Source organism: Myxococcales bacterium, assembly GCA_016706225.1.
Classification (GTDB): domain Bacteria; phylum Myxococcota_A; class Polyangia; order Polyangiales; family Polyangiaceae; genus JADJKB01.
Window position 1 is genome coordinate 1 of the sequence record JADJKB010000005.1, and the last position, 21,239, is coordinate 21,239.

16 protein-coding genes and 1 pseudogene are annotated in these 21,239 nt (G+C 67.5%); 1 reads left to right on the top strand and 16 read right to left on the bottom strand.

Annotation, left to right across the window (positions count from 1 at the left end; genetic code table 11):
- The 15 genes and pseudogenes from IPI67_07790 to IPI67_07860 all read right to left on the bottom strand — a co-directional run.
- On the bottom strand, positions 1–2,535 hold a 2,535-nt coding region (locus tag IPI67_07790), incomplete at its 3' end, for an efflux RND transporter permease subunit (GenBank protein ID MBK7580095.1).
- Between the two features lie 6 nt (positions 2,536–2,541).
- Positions 2,542–3,905 (bottom strand): annotated as a pseudogene (locus IPI67_07795) (efflux RND transporter periplasmic adaptor subunit).
- Positions 3,906–3,914: 9 nt separating this feature from the next.
- Positions 3,915–4,226, bottom strand: coding sequence for a hypothetical protein (locus IPI67_07800; GenBank protein MBK7580096.1), 312 nt, complete (start codon positions 4,224–4,226; stop codon positions 3,915–3,917).
- Positions 4,227–4,340: 114 nt separating this feature from the next.
- Entirely contained in the window at positions 4,341–4,676 is a 336-nt protein-coding gene (locus IPI67_07805; protein MBK7580097.1) for a hypothetical protein, read from the bottom strand.
- Entirely contained in the window at positions 4,676–5,056 is a 381-nt protein-coding gene (locus IPI67_07810; protein MBK7580098.1) for a winged helix-turn-helix transcriptional regulator, read from the bottom strand. The genes IPI67_07805 and IPI67_07810 overlap by 1 nt, the downstream gene beginning before the upstream one ends.
- 54 nt (positions 5,057–5,110) lie before the next feature.
- Positions 5,111–5,749, bottom strand: coding sequence for a hypothetical protein (locus tag IPI67_07815; GenBank protein MBK7580099.1), 639 nt, complete (start codon positions 5,747–5,749; stop codon positions 5,111–5,113).
- 63 nt (positions 5,750–5,812) lie between these two features.
- Entirely contained in the window at positions 5,813–6,391 is a 579-nt protein-coding gene (locus IPI67_07820) for a hypothetical protein (protein ID MBK7580100.1), read from the bottom strand.
- A 32-nt stretch (positions 6,392–6,423) separates the two neighbouring features.
- The gene (locus IPI67_07825) at positions 6,424–6,756 is read right to left on the bottom strand and encodes a hypothetical protein (GenBank protein ID MBK7580101.1); all 333 of its coding nucleotides are present in this window, start codon (positions 6,754–6,756) and stop codon (positions 6,424–6,426) included.
- Entirely contained in the window at positions 6,753–8,654 is a 1,902-nt protein-coding gene (locus IPI67_07830; protein MBK7580102.1) for a hypothetical protein, read from the bottom strand. Before IPI67_07830 ends, IPI67_07825 begins: the two co-directional genes overlap by 4 nt.
- Before the next feature lie 242 nt (positions 8,655–8,896).
- A complete protein-coding gene (locus IPI67_07835; GenBank protein MBK7580103.1) occupies positions 8,897–9,625 on the bottom strand; it encodes a methyltransferase domain-containing protein in 729 nt (242 codons plus the stop codon).
- Positions 9,626–9,790: 165 nt separating this feature from the next.
- Complete coding sequence (locus tag IPI67_07840) at positions 9,791–10,177, bottom strand: DUF302 domain-containing protein (GenBank protein ID MBK7580104.1); 387 nt, start codon at positions 10,175–10,177, stop codon at positions 9,791–9,793.
- A 389-nt stretch (positions 10,178–10,566) separates the two neighbouring features.
- The gene (locus IPI67_07845) at positions 10,567–11,580 is read right to left on the bottom strand and encodes a hypothetical protein (protein ID MBK7580105.1); all 1,014 of its coding nucleotides are present in this window, start codon (positions 11,578–11,580) and stop codon (positions 10,567–10,569) included.
- Positions 11,581–11,679: 99 nt separating this feature from the next.
- Positions 11,680–12,822: a hypothetical protein gene (locus tag IPI67_07850; GenBank protein ID MBK7580106.1), complete on the bottom strand. Its 1,143-nt coding sequence runs from the start codon at positions 12,820–12,822 to the stop codon at positions 11,680–11,682.
- Between the two features lie 91 nt (positions 12,823–12,913).
- Positions 12,914–13,861 (bottom strand): hypothetical protein, encoded by a 948-nt coding sequence (locus IPI67_07855; protein MBK7580107.1) that lies wholly within the window; start codon positions 13,859–13,861, stop codon positions 12,914–12,916.
- Entirely contained in the window at positions 13,858–15,756 is a 1,899-nt protein-coding gene (locus tag IPI67_07860) for a hypothetical protein (GenBank protein MBK7580108.1), read from the bottom strand. Before IPI67_07860 ends, IPI67_07855 begins: the two co-directional genes overlap by 4 nt.
- Positions 15,757–16,464: 708 nt before the next feature.
- On the opposite strand from IPI67_07860, the gene IPI67_07865 reads away from it, so the two are divergent.
- Positions 16,465–17,739, top strand: coding sequence for a type II restriction endonuclease (locus IPI67_07865; protein ID MBK7580109.1), 1,275 nt, complete (start codon positions 16,465–16,467; stop codon positions 17,737–17,739).
- A gap of 209 nt (positions 17,740–17,948) precedes the next feature.
- Here the strand turns inward: IPI67_07865 and IPI67_07870 are convergent, their stop codons facing one another.
- Entirely contained in the window at positions 17,949–21,047 is a 3,099-nt protein-coding gene (locus tag IPI67_07870) for a cation-translocating P-type ATPase (GenBank protein ID MBK7580110.1), read from the bottom strand.
- Positions 21,048–21,239: the final 192 nt, after the last annotated feature.

Here is a 21,239-nt window from a genome sequence, read left to right on the forward strand (position 1 = left end):
TCCGTAGCGGACGTAGTACCCAGGCGGGAGCTGCACGTCGCGGTCGATGGCCGCCATCGCGTCGTGCACGTAGCTCCCGACGTCGCGCTGGCGCACGTTCGCCTGAACGACCACGCGGCGCTTGGCCCACTCTCGATTGATGGCGGTCGGCCCCTCCGCGAGCGTGATCTTCGTGAGCTTGGCCAGCGGGACGCGGTCGCCGTTGGCGGCGGTGACGGGGATGCGGCCGATGGCGGCGGCGTCGAGGCGATAGCGATCGTCGATGCGCAGCGTGATCGGGAAGCGGCGCTCCCCCTCCTGAAGCACGCCGACCTCCCGCGTCCCCAACGCCTCGACGACCTCCAGCACTTCGCGCGCGGCAATGCCGTGGCGGGCGATCGCGGCGCGGTCGACCTCGATCTGGAGCGTGGGCTGCCCGGTCAGCTGCTCCGTCGAGACGTCCGCGGCGCCGGGGATCTTCTTCAACACCGCTTCGACCTCCTTCGCTTTCACCTTCAGCACCTCGAAGTCTTGGCCGAAGATCTTGACGGCCACGTCGCCGCGTACGCCCGCGATCATCTCGTTCACGCGCATCTCTATCGGTTGCAGAAAGGAGGCGCGCATCCCCGGCAGCGTGGAGATCTCCTCCTGCATCTCGCGGACGAGCTCCTCCTGGGTCGTCGCCCGCTTCCACTGCTTCCGCGGCTTGAGCGTGAGGAACACGTCGGAGACCTCGAGGCCCATCGGATCGGTCGCCACCTCGGGTGTCCCCGTCCGCGTCCAGGCCCGCTCGATCTCGTTGGGGAAGGCCTCGAGCAGGCTGCGCTCGATCTGCATGCCGTACCGGGCGGACTCGTCCGCAGACACGCCCGCCAGGCGTACGGTGTTGATGACGATGGTGCCTTCTTGCAGCTTCGGCACGAACTCGGAGCCCAAGCGGGTGGCCACGAAGGCGGCGTTTCCCAGGAGCAAGAGCGCGCCGCCCAGCACGACCCAGCGGAAGCGGAGCGCGGCCCGGAGCACGGGCGCGTAGACCCGCCGGAGGGCGCGCATCACCGCGTTTTCGCCCTCCTTCACCCGCCGCGGCAGGAGCAAGCTCGCGAGCACCGGCATCAGCGTGAGCGAGAGCACCATCGAGCCGAACAGCGCGAAGATCACCGTCAGCGCCATCGGTCGGAACAGCTTCCCTTCGACCCCCTCGAGCGCCAGGATCGGCAGGTAGACGATCATGATGATGAGCTCGCCGAACATCGTCGGCTTGCGCACCTCGAGCGCCGCGTCGCGGACGACGGCCAGCTTGTCGCGCTCGCTGTGGTCCTCCGCCAGGCGCTTGACGGAGTTTTCGACCATGATCACCGAGCTGTCCACGACCAGACCGAAGTCGATGGCGCCCAGGCTCATCAAGCTCCCGGCGATTCCGGCCCGGAGCATCAGGTCGAACGCGAACAGCATCGACAGCGGGATGGCCGCGGCCACGATCAGCCCCGCACGCAAGTTACCCAGGAAAATGAAGAGCACGGCGATCACCAGGAGGGCGCCCTCGAGCAGGTTGGTGCGCACCGTGCCGAGGACGCGGTCGACCAGCGTGGTTCTCGCGTAGACGGGCTCCACGCGGACGCCCTCAGGTAGCGTCTTCTCGATCTCGGCCAGGCGCACCTGAAGGCGTTTCGTCACCTCGTGGCTGTTCTCGCCCATGAGCATGAATCCGAGGCCGAGGACCACCTCACCCTTGCCGTCGGCGGTCACCGTCGCTCGGCGAATCTCGCGACCTTCGACCACCTTGGCCACGTCACGGACGCGAATGGGCACGCCGCCGTGGGCCGCGACGACGATCTCCTCGACGTCGCTCGGCCGCGTGACGATGCCGAGCCCCTGGATCAGGCTGGACTGCCCGGCCTGATCCAGCGTCCCGCCGCCCACGTTCATGTTGTTCTGCTCGAGCGCCTCGGCCAGCTCGGCCAGCGTGAGCCCGCGCGCGTGGAGCTGGGCGGGATCGACGACGACCTGAAGCTGGCGCTCGTCGCCGCCCCAGGCGTTCACCTCCGCCACGCCACGCAGCGGTTTCATCTGCGGTCTGATGATCCAGTCGTGGGCCGCGCGCAGCTCGACCAGGGAACGCTCACCCGTCACCAGATAGTGAAACACCTCGCCGAGCCCCGTGGCCACGGGCCCGAGCTGGGGCTGGGCGATCCCAGGCGGCATCACCACGCTCCGGAGGCGCTCCGACACCACCTGGCGGGCGAGCCAGATGTCGGTGCCGTCCTCGAAGATCACCGTGACCTGGGATAAGCCGAAACGCGTGAGCGAGCGGACTTCCTCGAGTCCGGGCAACCCCGAGATCGCCTGCTCGACTGGGAACGTGACCTGCCGTTCGAGCTCGAGCGGCGAGAGCGCTGGGGCGACCGTGTTGATCTGGACCTGGATCGGCGTGGTGTCCGGAAAGGCGTCGATCGGCAGGCGGCGAAAGGCGATTGCACCCGCGACCACGACCGCGAGCGTCCCGAGCAGCACGAAGAACCGGTGCCGGAGCGAGAGATCGATGAGACGATTCAGCATCGGCGGTCAATCTCCATCGCAGCAGCCCGCGCCGATGCTTTCCTTGGACGTCTCCGTCTTGAGCAAGAAAGCTCCGGTCGTGACGACGTCTTCGCCGACTCGCACCCCCTTCAGGATCTCGACGAAGTCGGGATCCGTGGCGCCCACCTGTACTCGGCGGGTCTCGTACTCGTCCTCTGCGATCTGCACGAAGACGAGCTGCACTTCCTTGGTACGCTCGAGCGCGGCACGCGGCACGAACACGCTCGAACGCGACTCGCCCGCGGCCACCCGCGCCTGACCGTACATGTTCGCGCGCAGCACTCCGTCGGGATTGGCCAGCGGAACGCGGACCTTCGCCGTGCGAGTGTGCGGGTCCACGGCGGGCGCGACGTAGGTGATGCTGCCAGAGAGCTCGCGCTCCCCCAGGCCATCCAGCCGCAGGGACACCGCTTGCCCGACCGCCACCGCGAGCAGGTCGCTCTCGGCGACGTCGAGCTCGGCCCACATCGAGCGCGTGTCCACGATTTCGAGCAGGACTTCCTCGCTGCTCACGAGCTTACCGATCGTCACCTTGCGCTCGGTCACGACGCCGTCGATGGGCGAAGCTCCAGCGTGGCAACTGCCCGCGCCACCGCCGCCCGCACCGAGCACGGAGAGCGAAGCGCGCAGGGCGGCGTATTCGGATTTCGCCTGATCGTGCTCTTGTTGCGCGTCGAGCAGGCTCTTCTTCGACCCGATGCCCTCGGCCTGGAGCTTCTTCGCCCGGTCGTGGTTCTCGGCGGCCACCTGAACGCGCGCCTTGGCGCCAGACAGCCGTGCTCGGTCCGCCCCGACATCCGGACTGTCGATGACGACCAGCGGCTGGCCCTTCTTGACCGCCGTCCCGACATCGACCTTGAGCGCACGCACAACGCCGGGGGAGCGCGGGTTGACCTGGGCGAGCTTCATCGCGTCGTAGGTGAGTCGCGCCGGCGCCGTGAGCGCGGCGGCGTTCGGCCGCGCCGTCGCCTTGACCGTGACGATGCCGGCGCGCTTGGCCGTGTCCTTGCGCTTGAACCGGATCCGAGTGCCGTCCGCGGGCGCCCGTCCGACTTCACCTCGAGCGAGGGCTTTCCACCACGCTCGGGGTGGCAGACGGGGCAGAACGACTCGGGGAAGCCGTGCTCCGCGCACCAGTCACCTTTGGCCTGGAAGACCGGCGCGAGCTTCGGGTTGCACTTGGTGCAGACCGCCTCGAGGACGCCGTGCTCCTTGCACATGGCGCCCTCGGCAGGCGCTTCGCTCTTCGTCTCCGTGCGCTGCTCGCCGGCGCTCGCCTCCGGCTTCGAGCGGCAAGCCACGGCCAAGCCGAGCAGTGGGATGAGCAACATCGAGAGTCTGAGCCGCATGACGAGCCCCTAGTTTGCCTTGGGCGGACGCACGATCTTCAGGTCCGGCTTGCACTTCTTGCACTGCGATTCGGGCAGCCCGTGCTCGTTGCACCAGTCCCCGGTCGCCTTGAACGCTGCGGCGAGCGACGGATTGCACTGAGTGCACTGCGATTCCGGAACTTGGTGCTCCTCGCACCAGTCCTCGTGCGAGCCTGGCTTGACGGTTGCAGCTGCATGGCCCGCCTTCGCCGGCTCGGCCGACGGTGCGGCGCCAGAGGCCGACTCCTTGGAGCAGCCGATGGCGAGGAACAGGAATGCCCAAATGACGGGACGAAACATGACGAAGTCCTTTCTGGTCGTCTCGGTGTGTGGCCCGAGAGACATCTGTGCCGTGCCCCCCTCGAGGCGTGCTCCAGCACCACGCTGGAGCCGCGGAACCGCTCAGCAGCGAGCTCAGGCGCGCGGAGGGTGAAAGACTTCGCTGGCGTAGTCGCAGAGGACGAGCGCCTCAGGAGCGGCGAGCACCGCGAAAGCAGACTCTGGCGGCGGAGCCACTGCCGCCTCCGGACCCGGAGGCACCGCTTGCGGGACCTTGGCGCACGCGCCGTAGGGGCAATTCGGCGGACAGCTCCCTCGTTCATCCGAGCCGCCGCAGTCGCACTCGCAAGAATCCCCGGCGACGCCGAGGAGCTCCGCCGCGTACACCGGCAGACCGGACACGAGCACGAGCAGCAACGCAGCGAGCAGCGGCCACAACGAGCGGCGAAGCGAGCGCCTGCCCCTGCGCATCACCGGCCGTCCTTCGCCCGGCGCTCGAGCGCTTCCCGCACCAAGAGGCGCGCCAGCGGGCTTTCGAGGCGGTAGATGGCCAGCTTGCCGGACATCCGAAAGCGCACCAGGCCCATCCGGCGAAGGCGCTGGAGCTGCTGGGAGGTCGCCGGCATGGAGCGCCCGAGCAGCTGCGCCAGATCACAGACGCAGAGCTCGCGCTCGGAGAGCGCAAACAGGATCTTCAGCCGGGTCGGATCCGACAGCGCGCTGAACTCCTCCGCGACCTGCTCGAACGCCTCCTCGCCTGGCATCGCGGATTGCACCTCCGCGACGTGCGCTCCGTCGACGCAGTAGACCTGGCACTCGCCCTCGGAGGCGTGGGTGGCCTTCACTTCCACGATTCCGAAAGCTAGCAAACGTCGTCTGGCTGTCAAGCGTCGAGAATTTGGGGCTCAGTAGCATTTCCCGGGGTCGTAGGCGGGAGCGCACTCGCACTCGCACACGGCCAGCTCCCCGGCGGTTCCTGCCGCGCAAGACGGAGTCACCGTGAGCTCCGCGCTGGCGCCGCGGCGTTCGGCGTCCGCGGTCGTCACCTCGAGCACCAGACGGAGCTCGCGCCGGAAGACCGGCAGGGCGTCGTTCACGGGACAGGCCGGCACATGGACGATAGCCCCACGCAGATCCAGATCCGGCTCGAAGAAACCCGGCGCGCCTTGGCTCGGCACGAATAGGCCCGTGCGTCGCTCGGCGAACACCGGGTCGGGAGAATCGGTCCCGTAGAGCCTGGCCCGCACTTCGACTTCGCCGCCTTCGATGCCTCGAACCCGCGCGCTGACGAAGGCCCAGTGTCCGCCCTGCGGTGCCTGGCGCAAGGGCAGAGCACCGCCGTCTTCCAGCAGCCGAATCGGCAGGTTCAGCGATTCGTACCAGCCCGGAAGGACCTCGACCTCCTCGAACGTGGGCGGCAGGCGCTGCTCGGGCTCTTCAGCCGAGCACGAGAGCGCCGCGAGCGCGAGCAGCGCACAGGCCAAACGCAGCGGGGTCACCGCGGTGCACGCTCGCGCTGGCGCTGCAGCCCACCATATTTCCACGTTTCCGAAGGCTAGCAAGCGTCGTCGGGGCGTCAAACCCAGGCGAACACGAGCGCCGCGGGCTCACCGTGGCGCGCGCTTGCGCTGTCGCTCGACCTTGGCGATGAGGGCGTCCACGGCTTTGACGTCGGCGCCCGCCGCCGCGCGCTCGCTCTGCAAGAGGTCCAGCGTCTGCGGGTGCTCCACCAGGATCACGGACTCGCCTGCCAGCGTGCGCAGGTTACCCTTGGCGCGGGCGTAGCGCGGCACCAGGGCGTCCGCACAGACCGTGCGCACCTGGAGACCCGTCGCGGCCGCCTTCGGGCCGAGCGACTTCCAGGCCCAGCTCGACCCCAGGCTGCCCAGGGCCGTCGCTGCGGCTTCGGCCACGGCGACGTCCTTGGTGGTCGCCAGGACCTTCGCCACGTGCTTCGCGCTCTCCAAGCGCATCATCTCGCCCAAACCGTGGATGGCCGCCAGCTCCAGCGGATCGCCGCTCTTGGCGTGGGAGGTGAGGGCTTTCAGCTCTGCGTCGCCGCCCAGCCGGCCGGCAGCGCGCGCCGCGGCCAGGCGCACGCCGTTGCGGACGTTGCCCGACTCGAAGATGGCGATCACGACCGCGCTCGCGCGCGCGTCCTTGAGCACCCCCACCGCCTCGAGCATGCCGATGGCGAGGGCGTCCCACTCGGCGTCGTTCAGGCCCCCGCGCTCGGGGCTTTGAGCGCCAGTGCCTCGAGCATGGGCAAGAGCGCCGGCGCCCCGAGCCCGCGCAGCTCGCGCGACACGGTCGGGTACGGGTTGCGGTTCTTCCCGTAGTGCTCGGGGCGATGTCCCTTCACGTTCTTCACTGCGAGGAAGGCCTTGGGCTGCGCGGCGCGCGCCGCGGCGATGTCGTTCTCGAGCTTGGCCCGCGCTTCGCTCGGCAGAGCCGACGACGCGACGCTGATCCCGTTGGCGAGGGCGGAGGGCGCGACCAAGAGCACGCTACCCACGATCGTCGAGACCAACAAATTCCTGAGCGTGCTCATTTGCCACTCTCCCACCAGAAGCTCGGAGCAAAGGGCGCCGGAGCGCTCTCGTTCGTCGCGCAGTGAACCTCCCCCAAGGCCTCGTGATAATACCAATCGTCGGTGAAGAAGATCTTCAGACCTAAACCGTCGGAACCGAGCTCGCTCGCCGGCGAGCCGATTCGAGCGAGCATGTCCTCCTCGAATGGATCCTTGCCGCCGATGTCGGGCCCGAAGGGCTTGGCGACGTCGGCGATGTTGCCCAGCATGCGCATGTTCACCATGCCGGGGTTCCACGCGACCTTTTCGTTGACGCCGAGGTCCTCGAACCAGGTCGGCATCTCGATGATCTCGGCGTCGGTGATCCCCGTCTCGGCCTTCATGATCTCGATCTGGCCCTGGATCTTGGCATCGGCCGTCTGGCTCCACTGAACGAGTTGCGTGTCCGCCAGCGCCTCGTCGACGGTCTTCTCGAAGTTGCCACCGGCTCCCTGGTGCAGGCGGCCCGAGCCGTTACCCTTGGCCTTCATGTCCTCGAGCATCTTGGTCATCAGCGCCGGGGAGGCGACCAGGAGCTTCCAACCGAGCGCCGTCTTGGCGGGAACCCAGTGGAAGAACTCGTCCACGTGCTCGACAGCGAGCCAGGTGGTGTCGACCACGATGGGCGGTCCTTGGACGCCCTGAGCGGCATAGAAGTCCTGCGTCGTCTGCTTCATTTTGCTGCCGATGATGATGCGCCCCAGTTTGTAGTCCTTGTGGGGCGGGACCACATCGTGGTTGCCGTGCGAGTCCTGCGTGTTGCCGCTTTGGCGCTCGGACAGGTTGTAGAACTCGGCAGCGCCCTGGTCGGGCCCGAAGGCCGCGGGCGGCCGCGACTGCTCGGGGTTGCCCATGATCCAGTGGATGGGCCAGTAGTCCTCGACCACTTCCGCGCTGGCGTTCTGCGGCGGCCGGCCCCAGGGGCGCGCGTTGTAAATGCGCATGCCCTGCACCGTGCCGTTCGGGCCGGGGAACGCCGTCCAGCCGGTCTGGAAGAAGTCCTCGGTCCAGATGTCCTGCCAGCCACCGGGCTGCTGCGGGCTCGTCGCGTAGGGCGTGTAGGCGACACCGGCGGCCTGCGCCGCGGTCGAGTTGCCTTCGACCAGCGCGGAGGACGCCTCCGACGAGTACATGACGTCGTGCGCTCCCATGCTGCCGAACATCACCCAGGGCGCGACGCGCAGCTTCACGCGATCGAAGCCATCCGGCACCTCTTTGGTGGCATACCGCTCGGCGGTGCCGGCCTTCTCGACCGCGTAGGTCAGATCGACGAAGCCCGTCCAGAGTAGCTTCTTGCCATCGTCCGCTGGGCTCAGCGTGGGCATGTCCATGCCCTTGAAGCGCCGGGCCTCGATGCGGAAGGTGACGCCGGTGACGACCTCTGCGTTCGGGAAGCGGTACTCGAGCGCGTAGCTGCAATCCGACGCCGACGTGCAGGCGCCCATGCTGCCCAGCACGAGCTTGGTGGTCCCGTCGGGGTTGTCGCGGAAGATGCGCACGCTCTCCGCGGCCTCCGGGTCGATGCGCAACACGCCCTCGCCGTCCTTCGGTGCCGAGGGCCAGGGCGTCACCTTGAACACCGCGAGGTCGAGCAGGTCGGCTGGGCCGTTGACGATCTCGTCCTCGCAGTCGCGCTTGCCGTCGGAGTCGTCGTCATCGAGGTTGGCGATGAAGGACGCACCGACGGTCGCGTCCCACTCGGCCTCACGATCTTGATCTTTGGGGTCACTGGCGTTGACGACGCCGTCTCGATTCGTGTCCGCCACGATGTCGAGCACGTCTGTTTGGGCGGGCGACCCACCTCCGCCCGGGTCGTCGCTCCCGCAAGCGACCAGACCAAGGCCGACGACTCCGGAGGTTAGCCAACGGTATCGGGACATAGCGCGCTCCTTGCGTCGAAGGCCGACGCTGTATGGAGCGTATCCCGCGACCGGAAGCCAACCAGCGAAATCCCTGCGCTGCCAGCGCACACTGTTCCCGCGAGGGACGCTGATCAGCTTCGGACGCGCGCGGGTTGGCCTGGTCGGGCACACCCCAACCCAATGCCCTCGCCGTCTCGCGTTCATCGGTGGGCGAAACGTGGGGCGCTCGCCCGCGGGTTCGAGCGCGCGCAGGTGCGAGCTCAGCGCGTTCCCCTTCGTCCAACGGTGATCTTCGCAAGGCCCGCGAGCGCGGAGCGGTGAGCGAGCGGCGCGATGTTCGCTTGCTGGAGCGCGGCGTCGAGATCGGAGCGCACGAAGCTCGCGTACGTCGCGTGCTCGAAGAGCTCGATCAGGTGGCACCCGAAGAAGCGCACGACGCGATTTCGTGGCAGCGCGTAGTCGACGACGATCAGCGAGCCGCCGGGCGCGGTGACCCTCGCCATTTCCCCGAGCACCCGCTGGCGGACGCTCGCCGGCATCTCGTGGAGCGCGAACGACACGCAGGAGGCATCGAAGCTCTCATCCGCGAAGGGCATGTCGGCGGCGTCGGCCTCCTCGAACGCGACGTTCGCGAAGCGATTCTTTCGGCGCGCGACGCGCAGCATCGCGCGCGACAGATCGATACCCACTACTTCCCGCGCCTTGCGGGCAAACGCGAACGCCTGCGCACCGGTGCCGGTCGCGACGTCCAGCAGCCTCGCGTCGGGGGGAACGGCCGCCGTGTCCGCGACGGTCTGCCTCAGCCTCTGGAACGGGAAGACGACCGCGTCGTAGACGTACGCGAAGATCGCATAGGCGCGCTGACTGAACGCGTAGTACCTGCTCTCCTCATCGGTCCTGCCGCGAGGGGTCGTCGCGCCGCTCTGACCGCCTCCGCTTCGTCGGACTGACGCAGAGTCGGCATCGTGCTGGTAGTCGAGCGGATGCATGTGGGGATTGGAAGCAAGGCGTATGCCCCGCGCCGTGGCGGCGCTTGGTGGATTTTCAAGGCGCGATCGGGCGCAGCTTCTGCGTCAGCACGACAGCGTTGCGCGGACGCAAGCAAGCTCGCCCCGTTGCGCACCCCTCGCGTCAGCGCACCTTTGGGGGGTGATTCACGCGAGTCGCTCGAGCACGCGCGCCAGCTTCTCGCGAACGGTCTTCGCGATCGTCGCGAGACGCTCGTCGCCGGCGGCGATGGTCTGCATGGGATCGATGGCGTGCACGACGGCTCGTCCGTCGTCGCCCTCGTAGACGACGACATTGCAGGGCAACATCGCGCCGATCTCCAGATTCGTCGACAGCGCCTTGTGCGCGAGCCCCGGGTTGCAGGCGCCGAGGATCTTGTAGCGGCGGAAGTCCACGCCGAGCTTGTTCTTGAGCGTCTGCTGGACGTCGATCTCGGTGAGCACGCCGAACCTCTCGCTCTTCAGGGCGTCCGGCAGGCGCTCGAGCGTTTGCTCGTAAGTCGATCCGAGCTCTTTCTTCATCGTGAAGGTCATGGTCTTGCTCCTAGCACGTGAGAGCGCCTGCGGACGAATACGGTTCGTGAAGTGGCTCGCTTCTGCGGCATTGCTGCTCGGCTGCCGTCGGGGCGGCGGGAGCATCACAACCGACCACGGTTTCCGGGTTCAGCGAGCTCGTTCTCGCTGCGCATCGAACGTCGGGTCCAACGGCCGAGAAGCCGCGCCACATGCCGAGGCTAGCCCAGTGGTTCTGCCGGATGATGCTGCGGGCACCACGACCAAGCCCCGCGGCAAAAGGTACCGCGCGGAGGTCGTCGGCCATGAGCGCGACGTCGGTGGCGCGCTGCGCTCGAGACGACCGACGCGCCCGAAAGCCACGAGCAAGCGACTGGTCGTACCTCGGCCCGTTCGGATGGGCTTGGCCGCTATTCGTAGGTTCCACCCGGGATCTTCGGGCCCTTGTGGATGAGCACACCGTTCACCAGTGGGAAGCTGAGGATGTTGCCCCCGGCGATCCAGACGCCGCCTTTCGGGTCGATCCACACGGAGTGGAAGTCCGCGAACACGTCGAACCCGAGGGGCTCGTCGACCCAGCTTCCGGCTTTGCGGCGCATCACGCTGCCGGCGGAGCCGGCGGCATAGCCATCTTCGCCGACCGTGCGGATGCCGATCATCGCATGGTTCGGCGGTGGAGGGCTCACGTCCTGCCAGCTCGCGGAGCCGTCTTCGAGGATCACGGCTTGGCTGACGCCGCCGACCGCGGTGTAGCGGCCGCCGGGCTCGGCGAAGACCGTCAGCAGGCGGCGGTCGGTAGGGGACTGGATTTGCTCGAAGCTCTTGCCGTCGAAATGCACGATGGCGCCGTCCATGCCCACGAAGCGCACGTCGTCGGCCGCGCGTCCCCAGACCTTGAACCACGCTGCGATGGGCACGACCGGAAAGCCCTGGGCCGCGCTCCACTGCGTGCCGTCGAAGCGCCAGACAAAGGCCTGGCCCGACTTTGCCGGATCGCCGCCGACGGCCCACAGCTGGTCCGGCGCCGGTCCCCAGATGCCGAACACGGTGGCGGTCCCAGGTGTGGGCAGCTTCTCGAAGCTGTCGCTCTCGTAGCGCAAGATGGTCCCACCGCTGCCGCCGAAGAAGGCCGGACCACCCGCGAACGCGTGCATCCACCACAGGTCCCCGTCGTGCCCCGTCGCCTTCCGCGCCCACTTTCCGTCGAAGTGCAGCACGAACGCTCCGCTGCCGTCGCCAGGGTTGCCGCCCACAGCCCACACGTCGTCGTGGCTCGTCCCGGAGATGCCGATCAACGCGCCGGGCAGGGACTCGAAGGTCATCACAAACTCGTTGGGATCGTGGCTCGGCTGGGTGCCGCCGTCGTCGTCTCCGCACGCGGCGAGGGTGAGGGCAGCGACCAGGAGCACGGGCGAGCGGCGCATGGCGTTGAAGCTAACCGCTTTCGCGCCCCCGCACACGCGCGTTCCGCCGTGGTCCACGACGCCTGTGGGTTTTTCCTACTCCTGCCGATCGTGATCTGATTATGGCAAGACTGAGACGGGGTCGGGGGAGGGGGGGGGGGGCCCCGGGCGGGAAGGTGAGGGGGGGCGGGGCGCGGGGGGGGGGGCGGGGCGGGGGGGGTAGAAGCAGTTCACGTCGTCGGCCTTCGGATAGTAGTACGCGAAGATATTGCAATGCTCGGAGCGATCCACGACTCCGCCGAAGGTGTAACAGCAGTCCGGCTGCGCTCCGGGATTCGCCTTCTGGTCCAGCGCGTTCAGGCCTTCGCACCCGATGGATGGCGGCGGCGGCGCCCACTGGTATGCGCACGTGTACCAGATGCCGGCGCCTGCCGGCACGGGCAGGTCGAGGTCGGGGGACTTCATCATCGGCGGATCGTCCCAGCTCTCCGAGCTGTAGAAGCGCGCATCCGCAGCGGGCTGGGTCGATGAAGTGCCATCCCACGCGAACATGTCGAAGGACTTGCCGCGGCTGTGAAAGTGGGCGTTCGCACCGATGATGTTGACCGGCTGGGGGCTGTTGAATTGGCAGCTCCCGCTGAACTTCGGCGTCGGATTGGACTGGCAGACACGAATGGACTGCTTGGTGGCGAAGAGCGTGCCGAGCTGGTGAACGAGATCCGCCTTCGGCATGTTCCAGAAGTTGACTTCGACCTTGGCGCTACCCGGAGTCACCTGCGTGGTCGCGTTCACGTAGTGGGTCTGGAGCATCAACCACTCGTCGGGCATGAGCTCGTTGCCGACGCCTTCCGGGTAGGTCCAGTCGAAGCTCTCGTCGTTTTGCGAATTCGCGAGCAGCGGCCAGTCAGCCCAGTTCGGGCTCTTGAAGCACTCTCCCACGCCGTCGGTGCCCGGCTGCACCGCACCGTTCGCCGGATCGAGCCCGACGATGGTACGCACGCGGAAAATGTTCATGTGGTGGCTGCCGTCCCTGAAGGCGATCTCGGTGCGATGCAGCACGAACGGGTCATTCTCGGGGAGCCCCGCCAGCTTGTTGAGCTCGCGAACCTGGAAGAAATGACAGTTCTGGATTTCCGTCCCGGGTGGCACTTCGAACTCACCGGTCGAGAGCTGGACTCCTTTTCCCTGGGGTGGCGGCGTGAGCAGCTCGTCGGGCTTCGGTTGCTCGTCGCTGGCGCCACACCCGAGCACGGCTAGGCCCATTGCGAAGCACCATGGCAAGCGTGGTCTGGTCATCCGATCCTCCGAATTGTGTGCGCCCACGGCGGAAGGCACTGACCTTCTCTTGGCGAGACTACCACTGCGGCGCGCGCTTGCGCTGGCGCTCCACCTTGGCAATGAGGGCGTCGACGGCCTTGCGGTCGGCGCCGGACATCGAGCGTTCAGAGCGCAGTAAGTCCAGCGTCTCCGGGTGATCGACCATCAGTAGGGCCTCGCTCGCGGCGATCCGCAGGCTGCCCTTGCTTCGCGCGTAGCGCGGGATCAGCGCGGCGGAGCACAGCCTGCGGACCTCACGCCCCGTCGGGGCCGCCTTCGGTCCCAGGGACCTCCAGGCCCAGCTCGAGCCGAGCGTGCCGAGGGCGGTCGCCGCGGCGGTCGCGACGGCGTCGTCCTTCGTGGTCGAGAGGATCTGCGCGAGGTGCTTGGCGCTCTCGAGGCGCATCATCTCGCCCAGGCCGTGGATGGCCGCGAGCTCGAGCGGGTCGCCGCTCTTGGCGTGGGAGGTGAGCAGCTTGAGCTCCGCCTCGCCACCGAGCCGACCGGCGGCGCGGGCCGCGGCCAGCCGCACGCCGTCGCGTAGCCCCTGGGCCTCGAAGATGGCGTCGACGACGGCGCTCGCGCGCGTGTCCTTGAGCACGCCGACCGCTTCGAGCATGCCGAGGGCGAGGGCGTCCCACTCGACGTCCGTGAGGCTGCCGCGCTCGGGCGCCTTGAACGCCAGCGCCTCGAGCATGGGCAAGAGGGCCGGCGCACCGAGGCCGCGCAGCTCGCGCGAGACCGTCGGGTACGGGTTGCGGTTCTTGCTGTAGTGCTCCGGACGGTGGCCCTTCACGTTCTTCACCGCCAAGAACGCCTTCGGCTGGGAGGCCTTGGCGGCAGCGATGTCGTTCTCGAGCTTGGCGCGCGCGTCGTTCGGCAGCGCCGAGGACCCGATGCCGATGCCGTCAGCGAGAGCCGCCGGGGCGATCAGGAGCACGCTCCCGAGGATCGCCGAAGCCAACAATTTACGCAGGGTCCTCATTTTCCACTCTCCCACCAGAAGCTCGGAGCAAAGGGCGCCGGAGCGCTCTCGTTCGTCGCGCAGTGAACCTCCCCCAGAGCCTCGTGATAATACCAGTCGTCGGTGAAGAAGATCTTCAGACCTTGACCGTCGGAACCGAGCTCGCTCGCCGGCGAGCCGACTCGAGCGAGCATGTCTTCTTCGAAGGGATCCTTGCCGCCGATGTCGGGCCCGAAGGGCTTCGCGACGTCGGCGATGTTGCCCAGCATGCGCATGTTCACCATGCCGGGGTTCCACGCCACCTTCTCGTTCACACCGAGGTCCTCGAACCAGGTAGGGATCTCGATGATGTCGGCGTCGGTGATGCCGGTCTCGGCCTTCATGATGTCGATGTAGCCCTGGATCTTGGCGTCGGCCGTCTGGCTCCACTGCACGAGCTGCGTGTCCGCCAGCGCCTCGTCGATGGTCTTCTCGAAGTTGCCACCGGTGCCCTGGTGGAGTGTGGCGCCGCCGTTGCCCTTGGCTTTCATGTCCTCGAGCATCTTGGTCATCAGCGCGGGTGATGCCACGAGCAGCTTCCAGCCGAGCGTCGTCTTGGCGGGGACCCAGTGGAAGAACTCGTCCACGTGTTCGACGGCGAGCCAGGTCGTGTCGATCACGATGGGCGGACCCTGGACGCCTTGCGCGGCATAGAAGTCCTGTGTTGTCTGCTTTGCTTTGCTGCCGACGATGATGCGCCCCATCTTGTAGTCCTTGTGGGGCGGAACCACGTCGTGATTGCCGTGCGAGTCCTGCGTGTTGCCGCTTTGGCGCTCGGAAAGGTTGTAGAACTCCGCGGCGCCACGGTCGGGCCCGAACACCGACGGGGGCCGCGACTTCTCGGGGTTGCCCATGATCCAATGGATGGGCCAATACTCCTTGACCACGTCCGGGCTGGCGTTCTGTGGCGGCCGCCCCCAGGGGCGCGCGTTGTAGATGCGCATGCCCTGCACTGTGCCGTTCGGGCCAGGGAACGCCGTCCAGCCGGTCTGGAAGAAGTCTTCGGTCCAAATGTCCTGCCAGCCGCCGTCCTGATTGAAGCTCGTCGGATACGGCGAGTAGCCCACGTTGGCCGCCTGCGCGGCCGCCGTGTTGCCCTCCACCAGCGCCGGCGACGCCTCCGACGAGTACATGACGTCGTGCGTGCCCATGCTGCCGAATAGCACCCACGGCGCGACCCGTAGCTTCACGCGGTCGAAGCCGTCGGGCACATCCTCGGTCGCATAGCGCTCACCCTTCCCGCTCTTCTCCACCGAGTAGGTGAGATCGACGAAGCCGGTCCACAGGGACTTCTTGGCATCGTCGTGCGGGTTCAAAGTCGGCATATCCATGCCCTTGAAGCGGCGAGCCTCGATGCGGAACGTGACCCCGGTCACGACCTCGGCGTTGGGAAAGCGATACTCGAGTGCGTAGCTGCAGTCGGTCGAAGCCGTGCAGGCGCCCATGCTCCCCATCACGAGCTTCGTGCTGCCGTCTGGGTTGTCCCGGAAGATGCGCACGCTCTCGGCCGCTTCCTGGTCGATCCGCACTACGCCTTCGCCGTCCTTCGGGGCGGTGGGCCAGGGGGTCACCTTGAAGGTCGCGAGATCGAGCTTGTCGGCCTCGCCGTTGATGATCTCGTCCTCGCAGTCGCGCTTGCCGTCGGAGTCGTCGTCATCCAGGTTGGCGATGAACGACGCACCCACCGTAGCGTCCCACTCGGCCTCACGATCTTGATCCTTGGGATCGTCGGCGTTGACCACGCCGTCTCGATTGGCGTCAGCGACGATGTCGATGATGTCGGCCGGACCCGAGCTTCCGCCGCCCGAATCGTCGCTGCCACACGCGACTACACCAAGAGTAATGACTCCGGAAGTAAACCAACGATAACGAAACATCGCTCGCTCCTCGCATCGGACAGGGACACCTCGAGGGAGGCTGCCCTCCGACCGGCACGTAGGCAACCCGTTCGGCGTTTTTTGCGCGGTTGGTGCGATCTGGCGACGAAATCGCTACGAGCCTTGCCCGCTCGTACCGGCCACCAGGCCCCCGTTCATGCAAGCATTCGGGGACGCCCGCCGTTTCAGGAAGCGACTCAGGTTTCGCTGCCCGAACCCACGTGCCCAAGGGTACCTCTCCGACCTGAGTGCGCGAGCGCGCCGGGTACGGGCCACGCGCAACCTCCCCGGCGCAGCCACCGGAGCCAGTCGGCTCGCTGGCGCCGGTGGCACGGCCCCCCACAAAGCCCACAAAGGGGCCGTGCACGGCGCCACGTCATCGGTCTTGGTAGCGGCAGCAGCCGTGCCTAGTCGTTTCGGGGAAGCTTCCCCGAAACCCGTGCGCCATCACGCGTTTGCACGGCCCGTCGCGCATCGAAGGTGCGCAGCCATCGCCTTGAGGTGCTCGCGGGGTAACTCCGAGTGAGGTTCGAGTCCTCTCCATTCTGGGGACGTGCCTGATTCAACTCAGTGCGAAGCTGCGCGGGCGCCATCCGAGAACGGCACCGTTCGCTCCCATCGGTTCTTGTCGACCTCAGCGCGGATGTGCATGCTCACCGCGCATGGACCCGTAGCAACAGGCGTGCCACAGGTGTTAAGGAGGAGACTATGTCAGGGTCGCCGCTCCGAACGCTGATCGTGCGCTGGCGTGAGGATCCGGCCGGGGCGTACCACGCCTGGTTCCTGTGGGAAGAGCGGCTGAAGAACTTCCGCTCGATTCGGCGGGGGATCGCCGAGGTCATCCACGAGATCGAAGCGGGGACGTTCGGCAACGTCTACAAGGGGTCTTCACTCGAGACGGTGGTTGGCTCGATCGCCGAGCAGCGTCAGATCTTCCGCGGCGCCGACCACGCGTTCTTGTGGAAGCCGAAGCTCCGGATCCCCGACATCTACGAGGCTCCCGAAAATCAGCGAGCGTTTGGCGCATTCCTGGCGACCTGCGCTTGTTGCGCGGGCGGCGACCCACTGGTGCTTGCGATACGGCAGCTCGACGCAAAGCGGATCAAGGGCCTCGGCCCGGCCGTAGCGAATCTCCTCTACTTCTTGCACCCGACGCTGATGCCCCCGTTCAACACGGCGATCGTCAAGGGCTACAACGCGCTGACGGGGGCGCGCGTGAAGCTCGGTTCATGGGAGGAGTACCTCGCGATGCGAGAAGGTATCCTCCGGCTGAACGCTGACCATCGCGACCTGTTGTCGAACGACCTCGGAGCGATCGGCGGCGTGCTGTTCGACGTGGGCTCGGGGCGGTACCTTGCACCACCCCGCGAGAGCGACGCCGAGGCGCGCGCCGCGTGGGCAGCGGACCTGCTGAAGGTCCGTGAAGAGACGGCGACACAGCGCAAGGCGAGCGCGGCAGCGCGAGACGGGGACAGGACGCACACCGAGATCCAGGGCTGGCTTCGCGATCTGGGCCGCTCGCTGGGATTCGGCGTTTGGGTTGCTGCCAACGACCGCAATCGTCCCTTCGCGGACGGCAGGCTCGCGGACGGGTGCGTGGAGTCGCTGGCCGCCGAGATCACGAGCGCTCCGGGTGCCGACGCCGTTCGACTCATCGACGTCTTGTGGTTGGATCCGGAATCGGGCGGTGTTCAGGCCGCCTTCGAGGTTGAGCACACGACCTCGATTTACTCGGGGATCGTCCGATTGCTGGACCTGGCGCTCGGAGCTTCCGGGGAAGCGACGCGCGCGCTCTACCTCGTGGCGCCGGACAAACGCGAAGACGAAGTACGCGCTCAGCTTCAGCGTCCGGCGTTCCATCACGTGAGAGAGCTGCAAGTCCGGTTTCTGCCCTACAGCGAGCTCGAGGAGAACCGTGGGATGATGGCGCGGTTCGGCGCGGGCCTAAAGGCCATCGAGGCCGTTTCGCGGGTCTTGGTCTGATGTGACCGGCTCCGTCACTCTCGCGTCGGAGTGTCACACGCAATCACCGCGCAGGGGCCGTGAGCCTTTGAGCGCGCGCCAAACCCTCGCGCGCCGTCGCCCCATCGCTCGCCCGAATGCGGACCGCGAATTCGCTGCCAGTGGACGAGACCCGTTTCGTTGAAAAGGCCCAAGAGCGTGGGCGTGACTAACCGATTCGTGACGTTGGCTCACGATCCCTGCGCCGCGAGCGACGGCGTGCTCCTGGCGCGTATTCTCGCTAGCCACTTCCAGAGCTCGAACGCCGGAACGACCGCCAGACACGCGACGGAGAGCTTCGCCACGTCGGCCCAATCCAAGGGGTACGTCTTGAAGACAGGTCTCAGCGGCGGGACGAGCACGGCGACGGCGTGGACCGCCGCACTCACGACGATTGCGATCGTTAGCGGCCTCTTGAACACGCTCAGCTTGAAGACCACCGAGCCTGCGGAACTGCAGCTGAACGCATGGAGAAGCGCGCCCAGGGCAAGGTAGGTGAATCCCAGCGCGCGCGCGCGCAGCATGAGCTCGGGTGGCGACGAAGGGTGCACATGAAAGAGCGCGCTGGTCGCGGTCATCAGCACGCCGACCACGCCGATGGCCACCCAGTCCTTGGTGAGGAGGAGCGGCTGGCCAAGCGCACGGGGCGCCGTCGTCATCACGTCCTCCTTCGTTGGATCGATGCCGAGCGCGAGCGCGGGAAGGCCGTTGGTCACCAGGTTGACCCAGAGAAGCATCAGGGGGGTGAACGGAGGCCAGTCGGAGATGATGGCCGCGAGAAAGACGGCCCCGGAAAGCCCTGCGTTCGCCGAGAGAAGGAAGAAGATGAACTTCTGGATGTTGCGATAGATGACCCGCCCCTCACGGATGGCGTGAACGATGGTAGAGAAGTCGTCATCGGCGAGCACGATGTCGGCCGCCTGTCGCGCCACGTCGGTGCCGCCCAGGCCCATGGCCACGCCGATGTGGGCCTCGCGCAGCGCCGGCGCGTCGTTCACTCCGTCGCCCGTCATCGCGACAACGTGCCCCAGTGCCTTGAAGGCTCGCACGATGCGAAGCTTCTGCTCGGGGCTTGTTTGAGCGAAGATGCGCGCGGGTTCCACACGTGATCGGAACTCGTCGTCGGACAGCGCGTCGAGCTCCGCCCCGGTCATGGTCACATCGCCGGTGCGAAAGAGGCCGATCTCTTTCGCGATCGCCGTCGCGGTCGTGGGGTGATCGCCTGTGATCATGGCCACGACGATGCCGGCGCACTGACACAACACAATCGCCTCTTTCACGCCTGCGCGAGGCGGGTCCATCAGCCCGACGAGGCCGAGAAACGTGAGGCCCGCCTCCACGTCCCCCTCGGGATCCGCGCGATACGCAATGGCGAGTACCCGAAGCCCGCTCTGCGCCAGCTGCTCGGCGCCCGCCTCGACCGCGGCGCGAAGCGCTGGGGTGAGTGCCATCGGCCCCGCCGTGCGCGCGACCGTCGCGCAGTGATCGAGGACGACGTCGAACGCGCCCTTCATCCACGCGAGGCGTTTGCCACCCGCCTCGGTGAACACTGTCATACGCAGGCGCGCGCTCCCGAAGGGGATCTCCTGGACGATGGGATACTGACTGCGAACTTGGTCGGTCGAGAGACCGCCGCGCGCCGCGAGCGTCACCAGCGCGGCCTCGGTCGGGTCCCCCACCGGGCGCCAGGCGTTGGCTTCCTGCTCGAGAGCTGCGTGGTTGCAGACCAGCGCGCCGAGGAGTAGCTCGGGCGCTAGTGGAGGAGCGTTGGGCTGCGACTCGGCGGAGTGCACCGAGCCCTCGGGCGCGTACCCGTCTCCTTCCACGGCGTAGCTCCCGTCGAGCGTCCACACGGCCCGCGCCATCATCAGGTTCTGGGTGAGCGTCCCCGTCTTGTCGGTGCAGATGAAGGTGGCCGCGCCCAGCGTCTCGACCGCGGGCAAGTGGCGAACGATGGCTCCACGCTTCGCGAGGCGCTGCGTCCCGAGGGCGAGGGTGATCGTCGTGATCGCGGGAAGCCCTTCGGGAATAGCGGCCACCGCCAAGCTGACCGCCGCGAGCAAGAGGAGATGCCAAGGTTGTGCGACCGAACCCGAGAAGATCCACGGCCGAGCGAGCCCCCAGAGAAAGAGCAAGAGCGACAGGGCCAGGCAAACCACGAGCACGCGCCGTCCGAACTTCTCGAGCATCGCCTCGAGCGGCGTCGTCTCCTTGGTTGCGGACGTGATCAGCGTGCCGATCCGACCAAGCTCCGTCCGGGCGCCCGTCGCGGTGACCACAGCGGTGGCGCGCCCCCCAACCACCGCGGTGCCGAGAAAGACCATGTTCAGACGATCGGCGAGCGGCGTCTCGCCGGCGAAGACGGGCCCCGCGTCCTTCTCGACCGGCAGGCTCTCCCCGGTCAGCGAGGCTTCCTGGACTTGCAGCTCCGTCATCTCGAGGAGTCGCGCGTCCGCGGGAATCGCGTCGCCCGCCTCGAGCTCCAAGATGTCCCCCGGCACGAGCTCTTCCGCCGAGAGCGTGACGGTGCGCCCTTCGCGCCGCACGCGTGCGCGAGGGACCGACAGCTTCCCGAGCGCGCTCACCGCGGACTCGGCCTTCGATTCCTGCACGAACCCGAGAGCGGCGTTGAGCAGCACGATCAGAAGGATCGCTATCGCATCCCCGTATCGGGTAAAGAGGCCGTCTGCGGCGGAGCCCCTCGCTCCCACCACGACGCTGATCACGGCGGCGCCCAGGAGCGTGAGCACGATGGGGCTCGAGATCTGAGACACAATTCGACGCCAGAGCGGCGCGCGCTTCGGCGGCGGGAGCGAGTTCGGCCCAACGCTCGCGCGCAGCGTCGCGCTCTCGGCGTCCGAGAGTCCATTCTGCGGGTCCACGCCCAGCTCGGCGGCGACTGCATCGCCGCTCTTGGCGTGAGGGCTATCGGCCTTCACCGCGTCGGTTCCGGACACCGGCGCGGCAGCAGCAGCGTCTGGAGCTGATTTCTCCGTGGCGGCCGCAGGCGCGGCCGGCGCGGAACCCGGCCGGCCTGGCGCGGGGTGGCCTTCGTGACCGTCGCTCGCTGAGGTGGTCGCGGGCGCGGCGGACTCGTACCCGCGCTGGCGCACGACCGACTTGATATCGCCGACATCGAGTCGCGTTTCGTCGTAGCGCACAGTGGCACTCCGCGCGGCGACATTCACCGTCACGCTTGCGACACCCGGCACCTCGCCAATCCGCCTTTCCACTTCCTCCACGCTCCACACCGACAGCATGGCGTGCGTTCCAATGACGCTCGTTTTCATCGCATTTCCTTGGTCGACTTGCCGGCGGCGTTCAATCGGGAAGCGGTCAGCGACCTGCACGATCCGAGCCGCTCCAAGCGCTCGAGTTGCTCGGCTCGCCGTCGCGGCCGCCGTCTCACTCGGCGCCATTCGATGAGCTCTTCCGAGCGTCCCGATTCCGAACAGTTGCCATACCTGTGGCGTCATGGGGGC

Excerpts from the sequence above, each read along its gene's own strand:
- IPI67_07825 (MBK7580101.1), bottom strand. The coding sequence starts at position 6,756 with ATGAGCACGCTCAGGAATTTGTTGGTCTCGACGATCGTGGGTAGCGTG.
- IPI67_07845 (MBK7580105.1), bottom strand. The coding sequence starts at position 11,580 with ATGCGCCGCTCGCCCGTGCTCCTGGTCGCTGCCCTCACCCTCGCCGCG.
- IPI67_07850 (MBK7580106.1), bottom strand. The coding sequence starts at position 12,822 with ATGGGCCTAGCCGTGCTCGGGTGTGGCGCCAGCGACGAGCAACCGAAG.
- IPI67_07830 (MBK7580102.1), bottom strand. The coding sequence starts at position 8,654 with ATGTCCCGATACCGTTGGCTAACCTCCGGAGTCGTCGGCCTTGGTCTG.
- IPI67_07860 (MBK7580108.1), bottom strand. The coding sequence starts at position 15,756 with ATGTTTCGTTATCGTTGGTTTACTTCCGGAGTCATTACTCTTGGTGTA.
- IPI67_07840 (MBK7580104.1), bottom strand. The coding sequence starts at position 10,177 with ATGACCTTCACGATGAAGAAAGAGCTCGGATCGACTTACGAGCAAACG.
- IPI67_07865 (MBK7580109.1), top strand. The coding sequence starts at position 16,465 with ATGTCAGGGTCGCCGCTCCGAACGCTGATCGTGCGCTGGCGTGAGGAT.
- IPI67_07800 (MBK7580096.1), bottom strand. The coding sequence starts at position 4,226 with ATGTTTCGTCCCGTCATTTGGGCATTCCTGTTCCTCGCCATCGGCTGC.
- IPI67_07805 (MBK7580097.1), bottom strand. The coding sequence starts at position 4,676 with ATGCGCAGGGGCAGGCGCTCGCTTCGCCGCTCGTTGTGGCCGCTGCTC.
- IPI67_07870 (MBK7580110.1), bottom strand. The coding sequence starts at position 21,047 with ATGAAAACGAGCGTCATTGGAACGCACGCCATGCTGTCGGTGTGGAGC.
- IPI67_07820 (MBK7580100.1), bottom strand. The coding sequence starts at position 6,391 with ATGCTCGAGGCGGTGGGGGTGCTCAAGGACGCGCGCGCGAGCGCGGTC.
- IPI67_07835 (MBK7580103.1), bottom strand. The coding sequence starts at position 9,625 with ATGCATCCGCTCGACTACCAGCACGATGCCGACTCTGCGTCAGTCCGA.
- IPI67_07855 (MBK7580107.1), bottom strand. The coding sequence starts at position 13,861 with ATGAGGACCCTGCGTAAATTGTTGGCTTCGGCGATCCTCGGGAGCGTG.